Annotated in this window: 25 protein-coding genes; 24 read left to right on the top strand and 1 reads right to left on the bottom strand. The window is 45.2% G+C overall.

Features of this window, described 5'->3' with window-relative positions; all coding sequences use genetic code 11:
* Nucleotides 1-42: 42 nt before the first annotated feature.
* From IPJ02_07930 to IPJ02_07895, 8 genes are all read left to right on the top strand, one after another.
* Nucleotides 43-1371 carry a T9SS C-terminal target domain-containing protein gene (locus IPJ02_07930; GenBank protein ID MBK7375476.1) on the top strand — a complete coding sequence of 443 codons (1329 nt, stop codon included), beginning with the start codon at nucleotides 43-45 and terminating at the stop codon, nucleotides 1369-1371.
* A 95-nt stretch (nucleotides 1372-1466) separates the two neighbouring features.
* Nucleotides 1467-1829 (top strand): hypothetical protein, encoded by a 363-nt coding sequence (locus IPJ02_07925; protein MBK7375475.1) that lies wholly within the window; start codon nucleotides 1467-1469, stop codon nucleotides 1827-1829.
* Nucleotides 1830-1944: 115 nt separating this feature from the next.
* Nucleotides 1945-2154 (top strand): DUF2892 domain-containing protein, encoded by a 210-nt coding sequence (locus tag IPJ02_07920; protein MBK7375474.1) that lies wholly within the window; start codon nucleotides 1945-1947, stop codon nucleotides 2152-2154.
* Between the two features lie 304 nt (nucleotides 2155-2458).
* On the top strand, nucleotides 2459-2914 hold the full coding sequence (locus IPJ02_07915) for an OsmC family protein (GenBank protein ID MBK7375473.1): 456 nt from the start codon (nucleotides 2459-2461) through the stop codon (nucleotides 2912-2914).
* A gap of 11 nt (nucleotides 2915-2925) precedes the next feature.
* Nucleotides 2926-4161 (top strand): NAD(P)/FAD-dependent oxidoreductase, encoded by a 1236-nt coding sequence (locus IPJ02_07910; protein ID MBK7375472.1) that lies wholly within the window; start codon nucleotides 2926-2928, stop codon nucleotides 4159-4161.
* Nucleotides 4162-4189: 28 nt separating this feature from the next.
* Nucleotides 4190-4498, top strand: a complete 309-nt coding sequence (locus IPJ02_07905; GenBank protein ID MBK7375471.1) for a TusE/DsrC/DsvC family sulfur relay protein — start codon at nucleotides 4190-4192, stop codon at nucleotides 4496-4498.
* Nucleotides 4499-4518: 20 nt separating this feature from the next.
* Complete coding sequence (locus IPJ02_07900; GenBank protein MBK7375470.1) at nucleotides 4519-5001, top strand: DsrE/DsrF/DrsH-like family protein; 483 nt, start codon at nucleotides 4519-4521, stop codon at nucleotides 4999-5001.
* Nucleotides 5002-5103: 102 nt separating this feature from the next.
* Nucleotides 5104-6393, top strand: a complete 1290-nt coding sequence (locus IPJ02_07895) for an outer membrane protein transport protein (GenBank protein MBK7375469.1) — start codon at nucleotides 5104-5106, stop codon at nucleotides 6391-6393.
* 140 nt (nucleotides 6394-6533) lie between these two features.
* Here the strand turns inward: IPJ02_07895 and IPJ02_07890 are convergent, their stop codons facing one another.
* Nucleotides 6534-7844 carry a cystathionine gamma-synthase family protein gene (locus IPJ02_07890; GenBank protein ID MBK7375468.1) on the bottom strand — a complete coding sequence of 437 codons (1311 nt, stop codon included), beginning with the start codon at nucleotides 7842-7844 and terminating at the stop codon, nucleotides 6534-6536.
* Between the two features lie 148 nt (nucleotides 7845-7992).
* Between IPJ02_07890 and IPJ02_07885 the strand changes: the two genes are divergently transcribed.
* From IPJ02_07885 to IPJ02_07810, 16 genes are all read left to right on the top strand, one after another.
* Nucleotides 7993-8457, top strand: coding sequence for an Lrp/AsnC family transcriptional regulator (locus IPJ02_07885; protein ID MBK7375467.1), 465 nt, complete (start codon nucleotides 7993-7995; stop codon nucleotides 8455-8457).
* Nucleotides 8458-8530: 73 nt separating this feature from the next.
* Complete coding sequence (locus IPJ02_07880; protein ID MBK7375466.1) at nucleotides 8531-9007, top strand: DNA starvation/stationary phase protection protein; 477 nt, start codon at nucleotides 8531-8533, stop codon at nucleotides 9005-9007.
* 141 nt (nucleotides 9008-9148) lie between these two features.
* Nucleotides 9149-9385, top strand: coding sequence for a hypothetical protein (locus IPJ02_07875; protein MBK7375465.1), 237 nt, complete (start codon nucleotides 9149-9151; stop codon nucleotides 9383-9385).
* Nucleotides 9369-9605, top strand: coding sequence for a hypothetical protein (locus IPJ02_07870; GenBank protein ID MBK7375464.1), 237 nt, complete (start codon nucleotides 9369-9371; stop codon nucleotides 9603-9605). The genes IPJ02_07875 and IPJ02_07870 overlap by 17 nt, the downstream gene beginning before the upstream one ends.
* On the top strand, nucleotides 9595-9891 hold the full coding sequence (gene trxA / locus IPJ02_07865; protein MBK7375463.1) for a thioredoxin: 297 nt from the start codon (nucleotides 9595-9597) through the stop codon (nucleotides 9889-9891). The genes IPJ02_07870 and trxA overlap by 11 nt, the downstream gene beginning before the upstream one ends.
* Before the next feature lie 10 nt (nucleotides 9892-9901).
* Complete coding sequence (locus tag IPJ02_07860) at nucleotides 9902-10213, top strand: rhodanese-like domain-containing protein (GenBank protein MBK7375462.1); 312 nt, start codon at nucleotides 9902-9904, stop codon at nucleotides 10211-10213.
* Nucleotides 10210-10572 (top strand): rhodanese-like domain-containing protein, encoded by a 363-nt coding sequence (locus tag IPJ02_07855; protein MBK7375461.1) that lies wholly within the window; start codon nucleotides 10210-10212, stop codon nucleotides 10570-10572. The genes IPJ02_07860 and IPJ02_07855 overlap by 4 nt, the downstream gene beginning before the upstream one ends.
* A 27-nt stretch (nucleotides 10573-10599) precedes the next feature.
* A complete protein-coding gene (locus IPJ02_07850; protein ID MBK7375460.1) occupies nucleotides 10600-11436 on the top strand; it encodes a universal stress protein in 837 nt (278 codons plus the stop codon).
* Between the two features lie 10 nt (nucleotides 11437-11446).
* The gene (locus IPJ02_07845; GenBank protein ID MBK7375459.1) at nucleotides 11447-12004 is read left to right on the top strand and encodes a YeeE/YedE family protein; all 558 of its coding nucleotides are present in this window, start codon (nucleotides 11447-11449) and stop codon (nucleotides 12002-12004) included.
* 4 nt (nucleotides 12005-12008) lie between these two features.
* Nucleotides 12009-12422 (top strand): YeeE/YedE family protein, encoded by a 414-nt coding sequence (locus IPJ02_07840; protein ID MBK7375458.1) that lies wholly within the window; start codon nucleotides 12009-12011, stop codon nucleotides 12420-12422.
* A 17-nt stretch (nucleotides 12423-12439) separates the two neighbouring features.
* Nucleotides 12440-13531 (top strand): c-type cytochrome, encoded by a 1092-nt coding sequence (locus IPJ02_07835; protein MBK7375457.1) that lies wholly within the window; start codon nucleotides 12440-12442, stop codon nucleotides 13529-13531.
* A gap of 8 nt (nucleotides 13532-13539) precedes the next feature.
* Complete coding sequence (locus IPJ02_07830) at nucleotides 13540-15231, top strand: 5'-nucleotidase C-terminal domain-containing protein (protein MBK7375456.1); 1692 nt, start codon at nucleotides 13540-13542, stop codon at nucleotides 15229-15231.
* A 16-nt stretch (nucleotides 15232-15247) separates the two neighbouring features.
* The gene (locus IPJ02_07825) at nucleotides 15248-15697 is read left to right on the top strand and encodes a DsrE family protein (GenBank protein ID MBK7375455.1); all 450 of its coding nucleotides are present in this window, start codon (nucleotides 15248-15250) and stop codon (nucleotides 15695-15697) included.
* Nucleotides 15698-15719: 22 nt separating this feature from the next.
* Nucleotides 15720-17141, top strand: coding sequence for an outer membrane porin, OprD family (locus IPJ02_07820; protein MBK7375454.1), 1422 nt, complete (start codon nucleotides 15720-15722; stop codon nucleotides 17139-17141).
* Nucleotides 17142-17144: 3 nt separating this feature from the next.
* Entirely contained in the window at nucleotides 17145-17780 is a 636-nt protein-coding gene (locus IPJ02_07815; protein ID MBK7375453.1) for a Crp/Fnr family transcriptional regulator, read from the top strand.
* 404 nt (nucleotides 17781-18184) lie between these two features.
* The gene (locus tag IPJ02_07810) at nucleotides 18185-22810 is read left to right on the top strand and encodes a PAS domain S-box protein (GenBank protein MBK7375452.1); all 4626 of its coding nucleotides are present in this window, start codon (nucleotides 18185-18187) and stop codon (nucleotides 22808-22810) included.
* Nucleotides 22811-22819: the final 9 nt, after the last annotated feature.

Raw genomic sequence — 22819 nt, 5'->3', positions numbered from 1 at the left:
GACTAGGGAACCAGCCGGTCAGCTCAGTAAAAACATTTGCATATGAAAAAGAATATAGTAGTTACCATAGCCTCCCTTTTTATCATACTGATTGCAGGGGCTCAAAGCCAGGCAAAGCAATTTCCATTTACTATTCGACTGGAATCAATGGAAATTAATGATTTGCCTGCATTGCAATCGTATGCATATGCAACCTGGCAGGGGAAATGGTTATTGGTTGGGGGCAGAAAAGACGGCCTTCACCGCAGGCAACCCTTTGCCAGTTTTAATGAAGAAGGGCAAAACACCTATCTCTATGTGGTGGATCCCCTGAATAAAAAACTGTGGAAACGGTCTTTGGAAGATTTACCTGCCCCCCTTGCAGAGCAACTGCAAAGTACCAATATGGAGTTCTGGCAAACGGGTAACAGGCTTGTGTTAACCGGTGGATATGGGTATAGCAAAACTGCCAATGACCACATTACATTTCCGTACCTGGTGGTAATAAAAGTAGATGAGCTGATAACGGCTATTATGAACAGGGATCCGGCAGGTTCTTTATTTATACAGATCAGGGATGAAAGAATGGCCGTAACGGGGGGCAGGCTTGCAAAAATAAATGATACGTTCCTGCTGGCCGGGGGACAAAGGTTTGAGGGCAGGTATAACCCGCATGGCCCGGATCATGGCCCTGGTTTTGTGCAGGAGTACACAAATGAGATCAGGAAATTTATGATCGAATATGAGAATGACACACCGGTCATAAAGAACTATTCAGCAATAAAGGATACCATCAATCTTCATCGGAGGGATTATAATCTGGTGCCACAGGTATTTAAAAATGACGAATTGGGTTTTACCATGTTTTCAGGCGTATTTCAGTATGAAGAGGATATACCGTTCACCAGTTTTGTAGATATTGTTGAGGGAAGCCATAAAGTAAGTAAAGGGTTTGATCAGAAATTCAATCATTATCACAGTGCCGTATTGCCCATATATGACAAGGCTTCAGCAGCCATGTACTCCGTATTTTTTGGCGGCATAGCCCGGTATTACCCGGATGCTAATGGCAGAATAATTGATAATAAAGATGTGCCTTTTACCAGGACCATCGGTGTTATCATTCGGAAGGACGGAAAGCAAAAGGAAATTTATTTGCCGGTTCAGATGCCGGGATATACCGGCGCAGCTGCCGAGTTCATTTTTAGGCCCGATATTAAAATGGTTAAGGAAGGAATTGCAGATATGCATTCCCTGGGAAAAAATGAAACACTTATCGGGTACATCGTAGGCGGAATTAACAGCAGCAGTAAAAACATATTTTGGGATAACACCGGAAGGGAAAGTAAAGCAAACGGGAAGATCATTAAGGTGTTTATTAAGAAAGGATAAGCCGGCTGGGCTGCTCAAGTAATTTGATTCCCGGCAGGGTTCCACCACATGGATGTCGGGCTTTTTAAATAGCTTGCATTTAATACAAGGAGTGCATGAAAAGATTACAGCAGTACCTGCCTGTTTTGCCCGCCGGTTTTATTGATGAATTGGAACGATTTGGAATTGTAAAGGAATTCCCGGCTCAGACTGAGATCATCCGGGATGGTGCGTTTGTAAAATTTGTGCCACTGGTACTGGAAGGAATGGTAAAAGTATTTACCCGGCATGCGGACAGGGAATTATTATTGTATTATATTGAGCGTGGTGAGAGCTGTATCATGTCATTCAATGCAGGGTTAAAGAACAGCCCGAGTAAGGTTTTTGCAATAACCGAGGAAAACACCGTGATATTATTGATGCCGGTTGAAAAACTGAACGGGTGGGTACGGTCTTTTTCCTCTTTGTTTGCTGTATAGCGTTTTTCAATGAAGCAAAAAATCGTCAGGTTATTGTTGGTATGTTTGTTTTGCATAGCTATGATTACAGCAATTGTTTGGGCTATTCAATCATTTAAAAAATAAAACAATTATTATGAAAAAGAACATGGGAAATGCCGACCGCATAATACGGTTACTGCTGGCAGCCGTTTTTGCAGTACTGTACTTTACCAATACCGTTACCGGTACATTGGGTATTGTGCTGCTGGTGCTGGGTGCTGTATTTGTACTGACCAGTTTAATCAGCTTTTGCCCGCTGTATTCCCTGGTAGGGTTGAATACCTGCCCGGCTAAAAAGGGTTAATGCATCCAGTTGAATCATTGGTGCCGGCTGTTGCGGGTTACATAAAACCTGTAACAGCCTTTCTATTTCCGGCAAAATGGGTTATTTCAGTTCTTCACACCTGCTTTAAAATTTGTAGTTTTCTCCCGTCCTTCTCCTTCTTTTCTCCCGTTTCCTGACCCTGGTTAACTGCTTTCATGACCAACGTCATCTTCGTTCATGAAGCTCGGCATTGTTGGGTATTGTGTGATATAAGTTACACATTCAGCGCCGGTTTTTTTTGAATTTAGCCCTGTAATTCGATTTTAAACCAAAACTGAATTTTATGGACATCACACATCACTACGAAGTAAAACTGAACTGGGAATCTGACCGGAAAGGATTAATGAGTTCTCCCGTCTTACATTCAAACATAGAAGTGGCTACTCCGCCTGAATTTCCGAAAGGAATGGAGGGCATCTGGTCACCGGAGCATTTACTGGTGGCTGCAGTGAACAGTTGCCTGATGACAACCTTCCTGGCGATCGCAGAAAATTTCAAATTCGATTTCATGGATTTTGAAAGCAACGCCGATGGTAAACTGGAAAAAGTGGATGGAAAATACATGATCAGCGAAATTGTTTTATCCCCGGTGTTGACCATACTCCCAGGTTCGGACAAGGAAAAGGCGCTGCGTATCCTGGAAAAAGCAGAAGCAGCCTGCCTGGTCTCTAATTCTGTCCGGTCAACTATCATTTTCAGGCCGGCACTAAAAATTACCGGGCCGTTAGCAACAATCTAAAACCAACAATTATGAAACATATTGTGATCCTGGGAGCTGGTACAGCGGGTACCATGATGGCCAATCACCTGCATCATCACCTGAAAAAACCCGATTGGGAGATAAGCATTATTGATGAAAAAGAGGAACATCACTATCAACCCGGTTATCTCTTTTTACCCTTTGATATTTATACGCCGGAAGATATCATTAAATCCATTGACGAGTTCATACCAAAAGATGTAAAACTGATCAAACGGCAGATCAGCCGCATCCTGCCGGCGGAAAATAAGATACAGCTCGATGGCGGCGATGCATTGGGCTATGACATCTTAATAATAGCCACCGGTGCCAAAATAGCCCCGGAGGAGACCGAAGGCATGCAAGGGCCCGAGTGGCAAAAATCCGTTTTTGATTTTTACAGCTTCGAAGGCGCTTTGGCTTTGCGGAATAAATTAAGAGAATGGGAAGGCGGTAAACTGGTGGTACATATTACAGAGATGCCCATCAAATGCCCCGTGGCGCCCCTGGAATTTGCTTTTTTAGCCGATTCATTCTTCAAACATAAACACATGCGTGATAAAGTGGAGATCACGTATGTTACCCCCTTAAGCGGTGCCTTCACGAAACCAAAAGCCACGGAAACGCTTGAACATCTGTTACACGAAAAGGGCATCAACATTGAACCCGATTTTGCCATTGAGCGGGTTGATAATGAGAAGAAAGAGATTGTGGATTACGGGGGTAAAACCGTTCCGTTTGATCTGCTGGTAACGGTACCAACCAACAAAGGCGATGCATTAATGGAAAGATCCGGTATGGGCGATGACCTGAATTATGTACCTACGCATAAAGCAACCCTGCAGTCAAAAGCGTATGCAAATATTTTTGTATTAGGTGATGCCAGCGATATACCCGCTTCCAAAGCCGGTTCTGTTGCACACTTTGAAGCAGAGATACTCACCGATAATATTCTGCTTTATGTAAAAGGGGAACCCCTGAAAGAGGAGTTTGACGGGCATGCGAACTGCTTTGTGGAAACAGGCAATGGTAAGGCGCTGCTGATAGATTTTAATTATACCCATGAGCCGGTTGAAGGGACCTTCCCGTTTGCAGGCATCGGGCCTTTGCGGTTGTTAAAAGAAAGCAGGATGAATCACATGGGTAAACTGGCCTTCCGGTGGATATACTGGAATGTTTTATTGAAAGGAACACATATTCCATTTGTTTCAGCAACCATGTCTGAAAGCGGGAAACAGTACGCATAAATTAGTAAATCATTAAAATAAAAAGATCATGGAAAAAACAATAGCAGGTAAGCAAATTACCATAAACGAAGAAGGTTACCTGACCGATTTTGGTCAATGGGACGAATGCATAGGTGAAGTAATTGCAGCAGAAGCAGGAGTGGCTTTAACCCCGAGGCATTGGGAGATCTTAAAGTACCTGCAAAAGGAACACAGCAACCAGGTGGCACTCAGTATCCGGCGTATTGGTAAAAGCGGCGTATTGGACATTAAAGAGTTCTACCAGTTATTTCCAACAGCCCCATTAAAAACCGCAACAAAAATTGCCGGCATACCCAAACCGGCCAGTTGTATTTAACCACTTAAAATATGTCAGTTATGAACGAGAATAACGGAGCCATTAAAAAAATGATGATCATTCTATCAAAGGGAACATTGGAGAATGTGTATGCTGCTTTTGTATTGGCCAACGGGGCCCGTATGGAAGGGATCGCATCAGAAATATTCTTTACTTTTTTCGGACTGGAAGCAATTCATAAAAGAAAACTGGAGCACCTGCACGTGGCAACCGTAGGTAACCCTGCCATGCACATGCCAACCATGCTGGGTGGTTTACCCGGTATGGAAGCGCTGGCAAGTACGATGATGAAAAAAGAAATGGAAAAAATTGATATGCCGGATGTGCATGAATTTTTAGATATCCTGACCGCTTCGGGGGTTAAACTGTGGGCATGCAAACTGGCCATGGATATGTTCCATTACAAGAAAGAAGATCTGTATGAAGGTGTGGAGGATGTGATAACCGTGGGGGATTTTTACAAGCAGAGCCAGGGCGAGGGAGTGCATATGCTTTTTGTATAGATCAGGATCTTTCTATCCAGCCTGGTAAAGCAATTTGCAGGCTGGAATAGCAACAAAAAAATTATTTCAATACTGCAGTCAATGCAGTTAAAAACTACGATTATGAAAAAGTTATTAGCAACATTGGGATTGGGGTTTCTGCCTTTTATTTTATTTGCACAGGCGGGTCATATTATGCAGGGAATCGGTGCTGTCAACATGTCCATGGGGGGCGCTGCAACCGCCCAGCCTGTTGATATAAATGGAGCTTTGCAATGGAACCCAGCAGCCATTTCGGCCTTTGATTCAAGGATATTATCAGTGAATGCAGGGTTATTCTTTTCTTCACCGGTCTTATATTCAACGGTACCCACACCCGGCGGACCCATGAGTGGTATGACCAAAGATGACCGGGGCGTTTCAGTAATGCCGGCACTGGCAATGGTATGGGGCAAAAAGAACAGTAAACATACCTTTGGCCTGTCTGCATTTGGCATCAGTGGATTTGGAGTTACTTTCCCGGAAAGCAATTCAAATCCTGTTAACATGCCGCAAAGCCAGGGCGGATTTGGGCGAATACAATCAGATTACCAGCTTCTGCAGGTTGGAGTGACATACGCATATAAGATTTCTGAGCAATTTTCAATTGGACTGGCTCCTACTTTTAATTATGCAACATTAAAACTGGCGCCAAACCCTCTTTCATCACCCAACCCGGCATTGGGATACCCGGTAAGTGATAAAGGAAAAGCCGTTGGAATGGGTGGACAGTTTGGTGTGTTCTACAATTCCGGTAAAGGAATAAAACTGGGGGCCTCTTATAAAACGCCGCAAAATTTCAGCAGCTTTGATTTTGAAAACACCTACCTGGATGGCAGTAAAGCTCCCAATGTGAAATTTAAAATGAATTACCCCGGTATTCTCTCCGCAGGCATCGGCTATTCAAAGAATAAAATTGATGTGGCGGTTGATTACCGGTTTGTGAACTACAAAAATACAGCAGGGTTCAAGGATAAAGGATGGACAAACACTGCTTCCGTAGCCGGTTTTGGCTGGAAAGACGTTTCCATAATATCTGCCGGGATCCAGTTCAAAGGCATCAATAAATTGCCGGTAAGAGTTGGGTATACATACAGCTCTAACCCGATCAGCAGTGAGTTGGCATTTTTCTCCATTCCGGCAACAGCGGTTATTAAAAATGCATTCCAGGTAGGTTTTGGCTATGAATTCAATAGCCGCTTTAACCTGAATGCAGTGTATCACCACGGAACCAGCAGTGGTTCTGTCAGCGGCCCTTTATTAAGCCCGATGATGAAAAGTCCTACCAATATATACGGAGCCGTTCCCGGCAGCAACGTATCGTATAAAATGACCACCGACATGGTCATGATCGGAATGAATTATTCTTTTTGATGTGATATAAGCCCGTAGATAAAATGCCGGAGACCATCCGGCATTTTATTTTTCCGTAGCCGGGCCCTTTAAAATTTAAGATTGACCAATTTCCTGGGCGGGTTTTATTCCGCTATAACCCGTGTTGCGGAGGTATTGGTTCATGCATTTATGTCCTGTTCCCGAAACGATCGCGTTTCTGACATACCCTGGTTTTTTTCCTGAACAGCTGCCAAAGCCTGTTCGATGTCCCAGATAATATCTTCCGGGTTTTCGATTCCCACACTGAGCCTGACCATTTTATCAGTAAGTCCGAGCCTGTTTTTTTCTTCTGCGGGTTCATCGGCATGTGTCATACTGAAAGGATGTTCAGCCAGGCTTTCGGTCCCACCCAGGCTTACGGCCAGTTTGATATGCGTAAGGTTGTTTAAAAAAGTGAATGCTTCCTTTTCACCCCCCTTCACATCAAAACTCAGCATAGCGCCGTAACTCAGGTATTGGTTCTTCAGGATGCCGGCCTGCCCGGGATTATTCGTTTCCGTGAATCCCAGGTAATAGACCTTTTCAACTTTGGGATGGGATAAAAGATACTGAGCTACTTTGGCAGCATTGGCCGCCGCAGTTTCCATCCTTATTTTCAGGGTTTCAAGGCTTCGCATCAGCAGCCAGCTGGTGTGCGGGTCAATGATGGTGCCAAATACCGTGCGGTTCTTTTTTATTGTTTTTATGATTTCTGTACTGCCGACCGCTGCACCGGCAATAAGATCGCTGTGACCACCAATATATTTGGTAGCCGAGTATAATACTATGTCGGCGCCGTGTTTTAATGGATGTTGCCACAATGGCCCCATGTACGTATTATCAATGGCCACCAATACTTTTTTCCCGGGGGTGGAATACCGGGCGGCTATTTCACTGCACATTTCAATATCGATCAGATCGTTGGTAGGGTTGGCCGGTGTTTCAGCATAGATCATCCTGAGTCTGCCGCCTGCCTGTTTTGATTCCAGCAACTTAATGATATCTTCCTTGCTGTCCCCTGCATTAAATCCAATGGAAGTGACCCCCCAGTTATGCAGCATAAAATGAATGAATTTGTGTGTACCCCCGTAAATGGGATTGCTGAATAACAAAATGTCGCCGGGTTGTAAAAAACTGACCAGTGAAGTGGCAATGGCACTCATGCCGCTGGAAAAAGCAGCGGCAGCCTCCCCGCCATCCCATAATTTCAGCCTTTCTTCCAGTATTTCCATATCCGGATTATTGATGCGGCTGTAGATCAAACCCATCTGTTCTCCCTCGTGTCCCGGTTTCCCATGGGCCATTTCAAAGAATGCTTTTCCTTCTTCGGCCGTATTAAATACAAAGGTGGATGTTTGAAAGACCGGGCACTTTACGGCGCCTTCGCTTAATGCAGGTTTATAACCATACCCCATCATGAGGGTTTCGGTTGCAAAGATCTTTTTGCTCATGGTATATTTTTTACCAAAGGTTACATGAATCCCCCGGAAAAAAAATGACGGAGGTTATGACCGAAAACAAAACTATTAACCGGGACAAACAACCGGCCGCTTAGATAAAAAGTCTGGGAAATGTTTTATTTTTAGATAAAAAATCCAGATGGCAAAGTATGACCTGGCCGATAAGCGCATTTTAATGCTGTTGCAGCATGATGCACGGCTTACAACAAAAGAGATCGCTGACAAACTGGGTAAATCGGTTACCGCCGTTTATGAACGGATCCGGAGGTTGGAAAAGGAAGGATATATCAGCGGGTACGTGGCTATTTTGAACCGGGAATTAATTGAGAAGCGGTTGGTGGCCTTTGCCAATGTGCAGTTGAAGGAACATGCCCACCTGATGCTGAAGGATTTTGAAAAGTCAGTAGTGAAACTGGCTGAAGTAATGGAATGTCATCACATGACGGGTTCTTATGACTACCTGCTGAAGATCGTAGTGGATGATATGGGAGCTTACCACGACTTTATCCTCAACAAACTGGCAAAACTGGCCAATATCGGTACGGTACAGAGTTCTTTTATCATGACAGAAGTGAAATATGGTACCGCTTATCATTTGCAGTAAACCGGGAATTAGGGCATTTATGTAACTAATGTTACGGAAAATACCGGAAAGAAAAATTAATTTTAAATATAAAATGACAACCATGAACGCGATCGGACTCGATAAGAAAAAGAGCCAACAGCTGGCAGAAAAACTGAATGTACTGCTGGCAAACTACTCCATCTTTTACCAGAATACCAGGGGCTATCACTGGAATATCAAGGGGGATAAATTCTTTGAACTGCACGGGAAGTTTGAAGAACTGTACAACGACCTGCTGCTTAAGATAGATGAAGTGGCCGAGCGGATCCTTACCCTGGGCTTTACCCCGGAACATAACTATTCGGCTTATGCCCGGGTCTCGGGTATCAAGGAAAGCCCCCGGGTTACCGATGGGATAAGGTCCGTGGAGCAGATCCTGGAGGCATTTAAAACCATCATCATCATCCAGCGGGAGATACTGGAACTGGCCGCAGGTGCCAACGATGAAGGAACCAATGCTTTAATGAGCGACTATATCCGGGCACAGGAAAAACTGGTATGGATGTATTCGGCATTTTTAAAGAAATAACCGGTATGTAAACCAGCTGAAAGCACAGTAAGATGTTAATTTTTTGAAGCAGCCAACCGGCTGCTTTTTATGTAACCTTTGTTACGTAGGGGAGGGGTTGCGTGGTTTAACTTTGTCGGGAAAACAGGAAAATACATTATTATGAAACAGGCAATCTTCCGTAACTGGAATTTTATAAGGGTGTTGAGGCTGGTTATGGGAATAGCCATAGTGGTGCAGGGGATGATGGCAAAAGACGTTCTGTTTGGAATAGCCGGTATACTATTTACCGGGATGGCTGTTTTTAACATGCGATGTTGTGCAGCCGGTAATTGTGCGGCGCCACCCGTAAAGGATAAATCAGTATCAAAAGAAATTCAGTATGAAGAAGTGGTTTAAAAACAACCTGCTCTATTTTATTGGCGCAGCCGTGGGTGCGGTAGCCGGGTATATTTACTGGCAGCAGGTAGGTTGTGTATCCGGAACCTGTGCCATTACATCAAAGCCGTTGAACAGCACGCTGTATGGGGCGGTGATGGGGGCTTTGCTGTTCGGGATGTTTAAAAAGGAATACAAAGGGAGTTCCGCAAAAGAAAAAAACAGCGAAAATGACATTTAACGAGATCATAAATTCTGACAAGCCGGTGCTGGTAGATTTCTTTGCCGAATGGTGTGGCCCCTGCAAAATGATGGCTCCCATTTTAAAAGATGTAAAAGCAGAACTGGGCGATGCCGCTACCATCATAAAGGTAGATGTGGATAAAAGTCCGCAGGCGGCCCACGAATACCAGGTACAGGGTGTGCCTACGCTGATATTGTTCAAGAATGGCAAACCACTCTGGAGGCAAAGCGGTGTGGTACCTAAAGCCGGGCTGATCGGGGTAATTAAAAAATTCACTGTATAAAAATAAAACCATGAACATTTTACAACAATTATTTGGTGGCAGTTCCCAGGTAGATCTGAAAGCGAAGATCGAAGAGGGTGCATTTTTAGTAGACGTAAGAACTCCCGGGGAATATTCTTCCGGGCATGTAAAAGGATCGGTAAACATTCCTTTAGACAGCGTAACCCAGCAGATCGCACAGTTCAAAGACAAAAAGAACATTATTGTATTTTGCCGCAGCGGTAACCGGAGCGGCCAGGCAAAAATGATCCTGGAGCAAAACGGATTTACCAACGTGGTGAACGGTGGTACCTGGGAGGACGTAAATCAGTATGTAAAATGAGATACGTAAAACAATATCTTTTTGCCGTTGCGCTTATGGCTGGCCTGTTGTCCTGCACAAACAGCGGGGAAACACCCGGTACAACGGAAACGCGATCAATTGATACGGCCGCCACAAAAACCATTATTGTAGATGTACGGACTGTTGAGGAATGGAATAACGACGGCCATGCAACCTGCAGCGTCAACTACCCGTTGAATGAACTGGAAGCAAAGATCGGGTCATTGAAGGCCTATGATAAGGTGATCGTGGTTTGCCGCAGCGGGAGCCGTGCCGGAGTTGCCAGGGAATTGCTTGAGCAGGCGGGGATTAAAAATGTGGAAAACAAAGGCGCCTGGCAGAATATTGAGTGCAAATAGTAGTATAAAACCTGTAATTTAAGGAATATGGAAAATTTTAAAATACTGATACCGACCGATTTTTCAGTGCAGGCAGAATTTGCTTACCTGATGGTGAAAAAACTGGAAGAAAAGACAGCGATCGAGATCCACTTCCTGCATGTTCTGGCTGTGCCGGATACAGTAACCATGGGTTCCAATGGGGATATTCAGACCTGCGGGGAGATCGACGTGAACTATGTGATAAAGCAAAAGGAAATAGCAGAACGGAAACTGGCCAATCTTAAAACATTGTATGGCAGTCATATCCAGACACACCTGTTGTTGGGAAAAGTGACCGATGCGATCCTGGATTTTTCCGAGGCAAATCATTTTGATATCATCGTAATGGGAACCAAAGGGGCATGGGGCATAAAGGAAAAACTCTCCGGTTCCGAAACACAAATGATCGCCCGTAAGTCAAGGATACCGTTGCTTTCATTAATGTGCGACCGTTCAGACCTCGTCATCCGGAATATACTGCTGGTACATAATTTCGGCAACCCGGTGCCCGAAGACCTGGCGCTGATGCATAAACTGATCAGCGCCTTCGGCACAAAACTGCACCTGCTGCAGATAACATCCGGCAACGTGGACGCAGAGCGGTCAGCCGTTGAAGCCAATATGAAAGAATTTGCTTTGCTGAATAATATAACCGATTACGAATGCCACCTGATAAATGATAAGGACGTGGAGAACGGGGTCATACATTTTAACCAGATGATCAATATGGATATCATCTGCATCGGTACTCATGGCAAAGGTGGTTTCTTCCATCACAGTGCAACGGAAAAACTCATCAATCATTTATTCAAACCCATTATTTCATTTCATTTAAACGACTAATATACATCGCATGAGAGAGGTGATAACACAAACCTGGTCCTGGTGGTTCTCCGGTACAATGATTGCAGCGATCATGTTCTTTCTTTTGTACTTTGGCCAGTCATTCGGTTTTTCGTCCAACTTAAGAACCATTTGTGCTGTGGCAGGGTTGGGAAAGAAAGCCAAACTTTTTGACTTTAACTGGAAGACCCAGGTATGGAACCTTGTTTTTCTGATAGGGGCCATCATTGGCGGCTTTATTGCAAAACAGTTCCTGTCAACCGATGCCCCCGTTCAGATCTCGCAGGAAACCATCGGTGACCTTGCAAAACTGGGCATTGCAGCACCAGCCTCCTTACAGCCTGACGAACTTTTCAGCCTGGATGCCATGCTTTCTGTAAAAGGCTTTCTTGTGCTGGCAATGGGTGGACTGATGGTGGGCTTTGGTTCCCGGTATGCCGGTGGTTGTACTTCCGGTCATGCCATCAGCGGTTTATCCGACCTGCAGTTGCCTTCCCTGATCGCAGTGATCGGATTTTTTATCGGTGGCCTCGCAATGACCTTTTTAATTCTACCATTAATATTTTGATCAGATGAAGTTTATAAAATTTCTTGTACTCGGTATTGTCTTTGGAATTGTAATGGCTAAATCAGAAGCCATTTCCTGGTTCAGGATACAGGAGATGTTCCGTTTCCAGGCTTTCCACATGTATGGCATCATAGGTACTGCTGTCACACTGGGTGTTATTGGGGTGGCACTGATAAAGAAGTTTAAGATAAGGGATTTTCACGGGAACCAGATCTCCTTCTATCCAAAAGAAAGATCCGTTGTACGTTATCTCGCGGGAGGTATCATTTTTGGATTGGGCTGGGCACTGAGCGGTGCATGCCCCGGTCCGATGGTGGTAAATATCGGGTATGGCTTTTTAACAATGACGATCGTATTCCTGTTCGCCATTATCGGAACATTCTTATATGGATACTTCAGGGATAAATTGCCTCATTAATTTTTAAATCATTCCTTATGCACAACGAACAGGAGGAAGGTAAAATAACACAGGGGCTGGTCTCCGTCATCAATAGATTGATGTTTATTGTGGTGGTATTGGTGATCACCATTGTTGCCATACCATTTATTTTATATTACACGGGTAAACCCGGAAAATCCGTGGAGCAAACGCAGGATGCGACTGCTCAGCCAGGTACACCGAAAGCGGATGCAGGTAATTACTGGACGGCACCTGATATCAGTACCATCCCTGATGCCAAACAAAAAGAACAGGTAACATACGGCCAGGAATTAATTGCACATACTTCCAGATATCTTGGCCCCAATGGTTCTGTAATGCAGATAAGCAATGGCATGAATTGCCAGAATTGTCATTTGCAGGCAGGCACCGTTGTCTTTGGCAACAACTATGGTTCCGTGGCTTCACTCTATCCAAAATTCAGGGCAAGGAGCGGTGGGGTGGAAGATATCTATAAAAGGGTGAATGATTGCTTTGAGCGGAGCCTGAACGGTAAAGCCCTGCCTAAAACAAGTAAGGAGATGCAGGCCATTGTTTCGTACATCAACTTTGTAGGATCGAATGTGGAGAAAGGGAAAAAAGCAGAAGGTTCGGGGTTTAAAGACCTTGCCTGGCTTGACCGTGCCGCCAGTCCTGAGAACGGGATGTCTGTTTATACTGCAAAGTGCCAGAGCTGCCACCAGGCAAACGGCGAAGGGGTCTTTACGTTGGATAAAACAGAATATACGTACCCGGCCTTATGGGGCAAGAACAGTTTTAATGATGGTGCCGGTCTGTACCGCATCAGCAATTTTGCCAAATACATAAAATATAATATGCCGCTGGGCGTAACACACCAGAATCCGCAACTCACCGATGAAGAAGCATGGGATGTAGCGGCTTTTGTTGTTTCACAGGCAAGACCGCACATCAATGTTCCGAAAGACTGGCCCGATATTTCAAAAAAACCGGCTGATCATCCATTTGGCCCGTATGCAGATGCTTTTACGGAAGCGCAGCACAAGTACGGTCCTTTCAAACCCATCGTGGAAGCACAAAAGAAAATGGAAGAAGCAGTAAAACAAAAAACATCCTCAGAAAAAAAATAATGTGGCATATGAAAAACCAGCGACGAGATTTCATTAAAAAGTTAAGCACCCTTGGCGGGGCAGGATTGCTCGCTTCAACACCCATTCTTTCCATGGCCGGAACAGCCGGCAAAAAGGAGAGCGATGAAGAACCCGGGGATGAAAAACCATTTACCGTTTCCATTCTGCAAACCACCGATGTGCACTGCCAGGTGCATCCGCACGATGAATTATTCTGGGAAAATGACAAAGCCGTATTCCGTAAAACTGGCGGGTACGCACACCTGGCTACTTACCTGCATAAAGAAAGAAAGAAGAATCCCCATTCTTTTTTAATTGATACCGGCGACATGTTCCAGGGAAGTGAACTATCGGTTAAAACCACCGGCAAGGCAATGGTGCCCCTTTTAAATGCACTGGGTTACGACCTCTATCTTCCCGGGAACTGGGAGGTCATTTATTATAAAAAGGCCATGCAGACCCTGTTGGGCTCATTGAATGCACCGAAGGTTTGTGCCAATATGTATCACGACCTGGGCGATAATAAAAAGGGGGAACTGATCTTTCCTCCCTATTATATCTGGAATATCAAGGGCGTAAAGATCGGTTTCCTGGGATATACCGACCCACTGGTTCCCTTGCGCCAATCACCCAATTACAGCAAAGGCATCATTTACACCAAGCCCGAAGAGAACCTGGCACATTACGTGGATGTATTACGTAACCAGGAGCAATGCGCTTATGTTTTGATAGTGGCCCATTTAGGATTATCACAACAGATCCACCTGGCAAATTCAGAAGAGTGCAAAGGGGTTGATTACATCCTTGGCGGCGATACGCATGAAAGGGTTCGTAAACCCATTCAGTGTACGTACAGCAAGGTGGTGGAACCCGGTGCTTTTGGTTCATTTGTAGGTAAACTGGATCTTACCATTCAAAACGGCAAGGTGATCAAAGACAAATACGAACTGGTGGAAATAGCGGCAGGCAGATTCGGGCCATCCGCTGAAATGACCGCTTTGATCAAAGAGAATGAAAAGCCATTTGAAAAGGATATTTATTCGGTGGTAGGTTACAGCACCATACCCCTGTACCGGTATTTTGTGGTGGAAAACCCCATTGATACCATGATACTGGATGCATTAAAGTGGAAGGAACCGGATGTGGATATAGTATTGTCGAATGGTTTCCGGTTTTGTCCGCCGCGTACCACACCCGACCATACCGGGAACATTCCCATCACGGAAGGCTTTATTTATGACATGCTCCCGGTTGACAGCACGGTGCGGACCGGGATGGTGACCGGTAAACAAATTCACGACTGGCTGGAAAGTGAACTGCACAATGTATTTGCAAAAGATGCTTCTGAACGTTTTGGTGGCTGGGCCATAAAATTCAAAGGAATGAAAGTGACGTTCAATGCTTTTGCGGAAAAGGGTAAAAGGGTGCAGTCTGTGAACGTGGAAACCACCGCACTTGACCTGGATAAAACATACAGGATATGTGCCTGTGAACGGGATGGGGATCCCAGTGATATGCTTTGCCGGATGAGGAATGTATCCAATGCAAAGAACACCAACCATACCCTGCATTCGGTGATGAGGGATTACCTGGCGGTCAATTCACCGGTTACGCCCGTGCCGCCCGAAAATGCCGATATCCTGGATGCACCGCAAACACTGCTTACGCAGGTGACCGGGGTGGATTACCGGTTTCATTAAATAAAAAAACAAACAAATGAAAAGAATATTTTCAGCACTCGTGGTCCTTATGATGGCCAATGCCATTCAAACAGTAACAGCACAGGTTCCTTCCTCCGGGTCAATGACTGCGGGAAACCAGCAGCATAAAATTGTTTTTCAACTTAGCATTGATGATACGTTAGCCCACAAGGCACTGATGAAACAGTTGAATAACATTACTACGGTTGCCCCGGGAACTAAAATAGAAGTGGTATGTCATGGCCCGGGGTTAAGCATGCTGGTCATTGGCAAAACAGTAGCGCAGGAAAAAATACAGCAAATGAAAATGAAGGGTGTTGAATTCGTGGCCTGTGAATTTTCCATGAGTGAAAGGAACATACCGAAAGAAAAGATCATACCCGAAGCCGGCTTTGTTAAAGCAGGTATTGTTGAGATCGTAACAAAGCAGGAGCAGGGATGGAGTTATATTAAATCAGGGTTTTAGTTTCCGTAAAATTTAACGTAAGATGAAAAAGATACTGGTAGCATCATGGATGTTGCTTGCAGGGAGCAGTGTATCGGCACAGCACCAGGAGGTTTCGGAAAAACCAGATATGTATAAAGGCAAACAGGTCCAGGCAGTGGACACTACGTCCATATTGTCTGCCTTTAAAAGAGGCCATTTCAACGGTCACTTCAGGTATTTTTTTATGGCCACCGATAATAAGGCCGGCCTTACCGATTATTTTGCCAATGCAGCAGGGGGTGGTATCCGGTACGAAACAGCCCGCTTTCACGGGTTCCGGTTTGCGGTCAGCGGCTTTTATACGTTTAATATCGGCTCATCCGATCTTTCAAAGGCAGATACGGTAACCGGCCAGTTCAACCGTTATGAAGCAGTATTGTTTGATGTGCGTGACCCGGGCAATAAGAAGAATATAGACAGGCTGGAGGAATTCTATTTAAAGTACCAGTATAAAAATGCTTCCGTCACTTTTGGCCGGCAATTACTGAATACACCCTTTATTAATTTACAGGATGGCAGGATGAGGCCTACCGCCGTGGAAGGCATCTGGATGGAATTTGACGATGCCAAAAAAATAAAAGCAGAAGGCGGCCTGCTCTATGCGCTTTCCCCCCGGGGAACCACTGCATGGTTTGGGATCGGGGAGTCATTGGGTGTTTATTCAACCGGGGTGAATGTAGATGGAACAAAAGCAATGTACAATCAGAATATCAACAGTAAAGTGGTGGGCCTGGTTGGGATACAGGTAAAGGCCCATGAAAATTTAAAACTGCAGGCCTGGGATATTTTTACAGATAATGTTTTTAATACGGCCATGGTACAGGCTGACCTGGTATTTCCGCAAAAGAATGGCAGTTTGATCATTGCCGCTGCACAGTTCATAAAACAGGATGCGATAAACAATGGCGGGAATGCAGATGCTGCCAAGACCTATTTTGAAAAAGGAAGCGGTTCCATCAGCTTTGGGGCAAAAGCAGGCTGGAAAAATAAAACCTGGGAAGCTACGCTCAACTACAACCGCATTACAGGTAATGGCCGCTATTTAATGCCCCGGGAATGGGGCCGGGAACCCTTCTTTACTTTTTTACCCCGCGAACGCAATGAAGGCTTTGGTGATGCACATGCTGTTATGGCAAAGGTTAATTACCATATACCCGGTACGGGGATAAAGACATCCTTGGCAGCAGGGTATTACCATTTGCCGGATGTGCGGAATTACCGGTTAAATAAATATGGATTACCTTCCTACACACAGGTAAATGCAGATGCCCGCTATGCATTCGGGGGTTTTTTAAAGGGCCTCGATGCCCAGCTGTTGGTTGTGGCGAAATTAAGGAGTGGTGAGACTTACAATAACCCAAAATATGAATTTAATAAAGTGAATATGATTCTGTATAATTTTGTACTGAACTATCACTTTTAAAACATGATGCAGGACAAGCTCAGTTTTAGCGCAATCTTTGAACCCGAACTGGTAAAGGAAATGTACCAGTTCGGAGAAATAAAGCAATTCAGTGAAGGGGATCTCATCATGGACTATGGCAAATACATCCGCATGATGCCGATCATCCTCAAGGGAACCATCAAAGTGTTCCGCATGGATGAAACAGGAAAAGAGATATTGCTGTATTACCTGTCGAGCAACGAAAGCTGTTCCATGGCATACAGTTGCTGCATGGAAGCCAAGAAGAGCGAGGTAAAGGCCATTGCGGAAGACGATGTGGAACTGATCGCTATTCCCCACATCAAACTGGAAGAATGGCTTTGCAAATATCCCAGCTGGAAGAGTTATATCATGCGCAGTTTTAATGAACGTTTCCTGGAATTGCTGCGTTCCATCGAGAGCATTGCTTTTCATAAACTGGATGAACGACTCATCGCTTACCTGAAAGAAAAGCAACGGCTTACCGGCTCCAGTGTGGTAAAAGCATCACATTACCAGATCGCCGATGACCTCGCTACCTCAAGGGTAGTGGTATCCCGGCTGCTTAAGCAACTGGAGAACGATAAGAAGATCATTCTTTACCGCAATGAGATAAAACTGCTCCCCTCGCTGGGTTGATATACCGTTGCTCATAAAAACCCCCGGTATTCCCGGGTTCTTTTTTATCCCAGGGGGTCATTGTTGTTCCAGGACCATCTTCTGCAAAACAGGCCATGGTATTTAAAGCGCTTCTGTAAAAGGAATACCGGGTTACGGCATTACGCATACCCGGTCTTACGGTTATCCTTGCCGGCAAAAGCAAAAAAAAAAATCAAAAAAAGGCATCCTGTTATCCCGGGTGCTGTTATAGTAATACGCATTTATTTTAGGTAGAAAAAAAATGACGGCCCTGGTTTTTCAGTTAAATTTAGTTTACAGCAAAACCGGCAGGTTCATAAAAGGATAGGTAATGAAACCCGTTCCCGTTAATTCATCTTGTTGGTAACTGAAAATTCAGTTGCTTTGCATGCCCTCAGAAAGAAATGACAGACAAAAAAACAAACAGCAGGCAGGTGGAAAGCGGGTTACCTGGTTATCCTGGTAAAACTGATTTGGGATTGAATAAACCCGTCAGGCTGGGTATCCTGGCATTTGTCATCCTGGCCATCCTATTCAGTATTCTTATTTACCAGCGTTATACGATCCTGAAGGAAGCAAAGAATGATGAAGCGTATGAGATATTGAATGCCAGCCGCGACAAACTCCAGCAAACACTGGCATACAGTTTATCGGCCACCAAAACGCTTTCTTTTTTCATTGACAGTGACGGATCGGTTAAAAACTTTGATTCGGTGGCAGTCCAGTTGTTCAAGGCAGGTATTGATATCGATGCGTTGCAGCTGGTGCCCGGCGGGGTGATACGGTATGTATATCCATTAAAGGGTAATGAAAATGTGATCGGGTATGATATTTTAAAGGACCCGTCAAGAAATAAAGAAGCATTGAAGGCCATCGAAAAAAAGGAACTGTATTTTGCCGGGCCTTTTGAACTCAGGCAGGGTGGTATGGGTGTGGTAGGCAGGCTGCCGGTTTTCCGGAACAATGATTTCTGGGGTTTTTCGGCCGTTGTAATAAAAATGCCCACCCTGCTTAAGGCGGCAGGTATCGATACATCCGGAAGCAACGGTTATTACTTTCAACTTTCCAAACTGAATCCCGATACAAAGAAGGAAGAGTTCTTTTTACCATACCGCAAGGAATTTAAAAGCAGCTCTTCGGTATCAGTAAATGTGCGTAATGCTGAATGGAAATTATCGCTGGCACCATCCCGGCCGTACAAGGCCTATGGGGATATTGTTCTGCTTGCGGTGCTGGGAGTGCTTGTATCCCTGCTTGGCGGTGCATTTGTTTATACCGTTGCGATACGACCCCAAAAACTCGATGAGCTTGTTAAAGTGCGTACCCGGCAACTGAAAGAAAGTGACGAAAGGTTTTTAAAGGCCTTTCATTCCAACGTGGTTGGTTTTGCCGTTTACGACAAGGATTTCAGGATACTGGACATCAACAGGCCTTATGCAGCTATTTTGGGAACAACACCCGGTGAACTGATCGGTAAAACCTCCGATGAAGCAGGCCTGATAAGCAGGATCAACGTGGAAAAAAGGGAAGCGGTAAGCCAGGAGATAGAAAGGATACTGGATGCAGAAGGCCAGCTCCGGAATTATGAAACAGAGATCCTGTCCAGGGAAGGAGAACCTTTTACCGTGCTGCTCTCAATTGAACGCCTGGACCTGGTAAACAGCACAAACTGGCTTACCAGCGTGATCGATATCACGGCGATGAAAAAAGCAGAGTTGCTGGTTAAGGTAAGTGAGGAAAAATACCGGACCCTTATTGAACAGGCATCGGATGGGATAGTGATCACCGACCTCGACGGTAATATCCTGGAAGTGAATAAGAGCCTCTGCGCTATGAGCGGGTACAGTGAAGCCGAAGTGCTTGGGCAACATATCATCAAATTTTTACCGGCAGAGGATACAGATTTAAACCCCCTCCGGTTCAAAGAACTGATGCAGGGCAAGGCCTTGTTGTATGAACGGAGGTTGTTGAAAAAGGATGGCACGGCGCTGGATATTGAAGTGAATTCGAAAATGGCCACCACGCATACACTGATCGGCTTTATACGGGACATTTCAGAACGCAAAAAAAGTGAAGATACATTGCGGTACCAGGCCCGCCTGCTGGAAAGCGTGACCGATGCCGTCACTTCGCTCGATATTAACCGCCACATCGTAAGCTGGAACAAGGCCTGTGAAGAACTGTATGGATTTACACCGGAAGAAGCATTGGGAAAAAGGATACCCGAACTGGTAACATTTGAATACCCGGGAACCAGCAATGAGGAGGTTTTCAGGCAGGTGTACACGAACGGGCGCTGGAGGGGGGAATTTGATTTCATTCAGCCCAAAACAAAACGTAAAACCCACTTATTGAGCAGTATCAATGCCTTAAAGGATAAGGAGGGGGCTGTTGCCGGCTTTATCATAACCAGCAAGGATATCACGGACAGGAAAAATGCAGAAGAGGAGATACAAAAATCCAATGAGCGGTTTGAGATCATTGCACAGGCCACCAACGATGCCGTATGGGACCATGATTTTACAAAGAATGAAACGTGGGGGAATAAAAAATTATACAGTTTATATGGGTTTGATTCTGTAAATGCGAAGATCGATTTTCAAATGTTCATCCAGCGGATCCACCCGGACGAAAGGGATGGGATTGTAAAAAGGCTCCAGGATGCCATCGGAAGATCTGAGCACTCCATAGCGGAGGAGTTCCATTTTAAAACAGCAACCGGTGAATACCGGACATTTTATGACCGGGCCTATATCAAATATGGTGCAGATGGCAGGCCCCAGCGGATATTGGGAGCCATGCAGGACGTTACCGACAGGGAACATAGTGAAAAGCAGATCTTGAAGGAAAAGGAACTTTCCGATACCATCATCAACAGCCTGCCCGGTGTATTTTACCTGTTCAATAAAGAAGGGAAATTTTTGCGGTGGAATAAGAATTTTGAGACCGTGACCGGTTATACTGCCAATGAATTCGCCCGCATGCATCCCATGACCTTTTTTAAAGAAGAAGACCAGGAGTTGATGCGGTCAAAAGTGAGGAATGTATTTGCAGCAGGAGAAGACAGTGTGGAAGTAAACCTGTTGCTGAAAAACAAAGAGATCATTCCTTATTACTTCACGGGCCTGGCAATAGAATACCAAGGAGAACCATGCATGATGGGTGTTGGATTTGATATTTCGGAAAAGGAAGATGCCGCAAAAGCCATACGGGAAAGTGAAGAACGTTACCGGGTGCTGGTTGAGAACGCCCCGGAGGCACTGGTTGTGTTTGACGTGGAAAATGGAAATTTTGTGAGTGTAAGTGAAAGCGCCGCAAAGCTCTTTGGGATCCCGAAGGAAGAACTCCTGAAGATCGGCCCGGTACAGGTAAGTCCTGCATACCAGCCCGACGGGCGGCCATCTCCGGAAGCGGCACTTGCATATATCACAAAGGCCGTCCAGGGAGAAAAACCTGTTTTTGAATGGACGCATTGCGATGCCAAGGGGAACACAATACCCTGCGAAGTATGGCTGGTGCGGTTACCCTCCAAAGATAAGGTGCTCATCCGGGGAAGCATCATTGATATCACCGAACGTAAGAAAGCAGAAGCGGAGATATTGAGATCAAGAAAACTCTTTCAAAACCTGGTAGAGAATATTTCGGGAGTGTACTGGGTGAATGACCTGGAAACATACCAGACGCTTTATATAAGCCCGTCGTATGAAACCATCTGGGGATTGAAATGCGAAGACCTTTATAAAAACCCAGCCGATTTCATCAACTCGGTACACCCTGGTGATAAGGCGGTTCTGGAGGAAGCGCATAAAAATATAGGCAATACACGCAAAATAAATATTTCATACCGTATTGTAAGGCCCGATGGTGAGATACGGTGGATCTCGGCCAAGACGAATGTGGTTCAGGATGCCGGGGGCGGTAAAATAGAGTACGGGTATGCAGAAGACATAACCGAAAGGAAGAAATCAATGGAGGAACTGCATCTTTCTGAACAGAAATACCGGCTGTTGTTTTACAATAATCCATTGCCGATGTGGATGGTGACCATACCCGATCTGAGGATCATTGATGTAAATGAAGCAGCCATCAAACAGTATGGATACTCCAGGGAGGAGTTCCTGCAACTGAGTACAAAGCAGTTACGTCCCGAAGAAGATGTGAGCGACTTTTTAAAGGAAGTGGCTAAGATGAAACCGGATGTCATTAACGTGCGGGCCTGGCGCCACAAAAAGAAGGACGGTACCGTCATCCATGTGGAAACATACAGCCACCAGATCATGTACGAGGGCCGGATGGTGTGGCTGGGGTTATCGCATGACGTGACCGAGCAGCACAAGGCAAAGGTACTCCTGCAAAAATCCTATGAAGAGATCCGCCAGCTGGCATCCAACCTGCAAAGCATCCGGGAAGATGAACGGACGAATATTGCCAGGGAGATACACGACGAACTGGGGCAGCAGCTTACCGGGCTTAAAATGGACATGCACTGGCTGAACCGAAAAATACAAAGTACCGACGGGGAGATCAATAAGAAGATGAAGGACAGCATTGAACTGGTTAATTCCACCATTGCCACCGTCCGTAAAATTGCTACCGACCTGCGGCCAAGTATCCTGGATGACCTTGGCCTGCTGGCTGCCCTGGAATGGCAGAGCGAGGAATTTGAAAAGCGTTCGGGAACTAAAGTGGTATTTACCAATGAGGCGGGTGATATTTCGGTAGTGCCGCATGCCGCAACGGCCCTGTTCCGCATATACCAGGAAGTGCTGACCAATATTGCCCGCCATGCAGGGGCTTCACAGGTAAACGCCACCCTGGAAAGCGATGATAAAAGTTTGTACTTTAGCATACGTGATAATGGGGTGGGGTTTGATGTAAACTCGATAAAGGGCAAAAAAACACTGGGTTTACTGGGAATAAAAGAACGCAGTTTGCTGATTGGCGGAACCTATGAGATAAAAAGTAAACCCGGCCAGGGATCAGAAATTGTGATATCGATCCCCCTTGAACATGTAAAAACCTCTGTTTAAAACTTACTT

This window comes from Chitinophagaceae bacterium (assembly GCA_016710165.1).
GTDB lineage: Bacteria > Bacteroidota > Bacteroidia > Chitinophagales > Chitinophagaceae > Ferruginibacter.
Note: the sequence above shows the minus strand (reverse complement) of the source record. Positions and strands in the feature narration are given on the sequence as shown.